General features: G+C 60.6%; 4 protein-coding genes and 1 pseudogene. All 5 read left to right on the plus strand.

Going from position 1 to position 2,492, the window contains the following annotated elements:
* A pseudogene (locus HMPREF9538_RS33055) lies at window positions 1-144 on the plus strand (hypothetical protein); the annotation flags it as partial.
* A gap of 71 nt (window positions 145-215) precedes the next feature.
* The gene (locus HMPREF9538_RS04115; protein ID WP_001568041.1) at window positions 216-917 is read left to right on the plus strand and encodes a DNA methylase; all 702 of its coding nucleotides are present in this window, start codon (window positions 216-218) and stop codon (window positions 915-917) included.
* A complete protein-coding gene (locus tag HMPREF9538_RS04110) occupies window positions 917-1,138 on the plus strand; it encodes a hypothetical protein (RefSeq protein ID WP_009486129.1) in 222 nt (73 codons plus the stop codon). The genes HMPREF9538_RS04115 and HMPREF9538_RS04110 overlap by 1 nt, the downstream gene beginning before the upstream one ends.
* 9 nt (window positions 1,139-1,147) lie before the next feature.
* The gene (locus HMPREF9538_RS04105; RefSeq protein ID WP_009486130.1) at window positions 1,148-1,567 is read left to right on the plus strand and encodes a DUF1380 family protein; all 420 of its coding nucleotides are present in this window, start codon (window positions 1,148-1,150) and stop codon (window positions 1,565-1,567) included.
* Between the two features lie 53 nt (window positions 1,568-1,620).
* Window positions 1,621-2,388, plus strand: coding sequence for a hypothetical protein (locus HMPREF9538_RS04100; protein WP_009486131.1), 768 nt, complete (start codon window positions 1,621-1,623; stop codon window positions 2,386-2,388).
* Window positions 2,389-2,492 lie beyond the last annotated feature (104 nt).

A 2,492-nucleotide genomic window follows, 5' to 3' on the forward strand; every position in this document is an offset into this window, starting at 1 on the left:
CCCGGCGTCGTTGAGAGTGTACGCCAGTCCCTCGCCCTTTTAAGGAACGCCCTTCAAGCCGCTTTCGCGGCATATCCTTGCCGTCGAAAAGACGGACGGCTGCGGTATTCCACGGTCGGCCTGACCCGTGACCGGACGCGATGAACAGGCAGCGTGCGGCAGGGAACGGTATCGCGGTGATGCCTCCTGCCCCCTCTGACTACAGGAGTGCTGCCATGTCCAGATTCATTCTCGGGAACTGTATTGATGTGATGCGCGGATTCCCCGACCGTGCCGTGGACCTTATTGTGACCGATCCGCCTTACCTCGTCGGTTTTAAGGACCGCCAGGGCAGACAGATTGCCGGGGATGTGACGGACGAATGGCTGCAACCGGCCACGCTGGAGATGTATCGCGTCCTTAAAAAAGACGCGCTTATGGTGAGCTTCTACGGCTGGAACCGTGTGGACCGCTTTATGGCCGCGTGGAAGGCGGCAGGATTCTATGCCGTGGGCCAGCTTGTGTTCACCAAAAACTATGCCTCCAACCGTCGTAACGCCAGGGCCCGACGCGGATTTGTGGACTACTGCCATGAAGGGGCTTATGTCCTTGCCAAAGGCCGCCCCGTGCCGCCCCTTAAACCGCTGCCGGATGTGCTGCCCTTCCCGTATACCGGTAATACCCTGCATCCGACGCAGAAACCGGTGGAGGCGCTACAGCCGCTGATTGAGTCATTCAGCGCCCCGGGCGCGATTGTTCTCGACCCGTTTGCCGGAAGCGGTTCGACCTGCGTCGCTGCATACCGTGCCGGACGCCGCTATATCGGCATCGAAATGCTGGCGCAGTACCACCGGGCCGGAACCGAACGACTGGCCGCCATGCACCGGGCCGTCAATACCCCGGCGGCGAACGATGAATGGCTCCCGGAGGCCGCGTAATGAATTACGACGGACACGAAGCCCTGCGCCGCGATATGGCCGGGCTGGCGAACAATCTTTGCGACCTGAAAACCACCCTGAAAGTGCTGGAAGACACGTACCACTACCGGTACGACGGACTGGCGGAACGGCTTGCCGGTATCAGTCTGCGACGTCTCAGCGTCCTGATGGATGAGGCGTTCAATATTGCACTGATGCTCGATGAAAGCTTTCAGGACTGAGGAGAGAACATGTACGGAACCCGTGAAGACCTTTGCAGGATGCTGAGTGAGCAATATCCCGCAGAAACCCCGCTGAACCTGATTATCTGGACCCCGGCGGATATTGAAGCGCTGGCTGACGGGATGGAATATTCCTTTTCAGAACAGGACGTAAGGGCCGTGCTGGAACGCATGGACGCTATACCGGAAGAACAACGGCTTGAGTCGGGCGTGTCAGCCGGCCTGGTGATGGCACTGATAGACCAGGTGAAAGAGAGCGGGCAGAGGGTGACTGTGCCAGTTGACCTGCTTGAAACCCTGCTGATTACCGCCGAACAGGCATTGTGGGACAGGGAATGGACCGCACGGGATCGCAATCAACCGGTGCCGGAAAGCGTCATGCGCCGCCTGGCAGATACAGCGAAAGTGCGGGCATTACTGAAAAGCTGACAGCAGATCGCCCCGCCACGCTGCGGGGCGATATACCCCGGACAGAGACGATAATGATGAAAAATGAAACCCTTAACACGCTTATTCTGCGTCACGGCGACCGGATGCTGCGCCAGGCTGGCTGGCCCGACGCTGTTGATATGGCGCCCGTCGCACCCGAAACCGTACCCGGCTGGCTCGCCGCCTGCGGCTCTCTCAGCGGCGTGGAAATCCTCACGCTTACGGAACAGCTTTGTCAGCCGCTGACGTATGGCCGGGCAGCGTTGTTGCTCGCCAGCGCCCGGCGGCTGGCGGGAACCCCGGCTCGTCTGCATCTCTTTCCGGTGCAGGCATATCCGCATCCGGAGCGGCTGGCTGACTGTCAGGTTATCCGCCTGCCTTACGCTCAGGAGTGGCTGACGGCGGCGGAATGTGACGATCTGCTGGCCTTCCTGAAAGCCTCCCTCACGCAGATATCGGAAATCGTCCACCGGGATACGAAGTGCATCGCCGCCGCGCTGACGCCGTCCGTCAATCCCCGTCTGATGGACAGGCGGATCTGTGACTGGCGCTTGCTGGCCGTGGAGTATGATCATGATAACTGCCTGGACGAAGACGAAACCGACAGGCTGGATCAGGTCCTCGATGCCATTCTGATTCGCGATGCGCGATTCTGCCCGGTTCTGCTCACCCTGGTTAACGAGCGGGAGGAAACTATCAGGAGCGCAGGGGTTATCGCTGATCAGCTGCGTTTTACGGACACTCCGGTCCGGCGCTGGTTTGATCGCCGGGTTTTAAGGGAAATGGTGAGAGAGGCCCGCGCCAGCAGAACTCAGGAGTGACAGCCCGGCGCATCAGGGGAGGGGGGACCCTCCCTTGTCAGCCTGCCGGCACAGGAGGAGTGGTGCGATAAGGATGTCGCCGTGCCGGCTCCGCGTCCACCCCG

Source organism: Klebsiella sp. MS 92-3 (assembly GCF_000195655.1).
GTDB classification, from domain to species: domain Bacteria; phylum Pseudomonadota; class Gammaproteobacteria; order Enterobacterales; family Enterobacteriaceae; genus Klebsiella; species Klebsiella pneumoniae.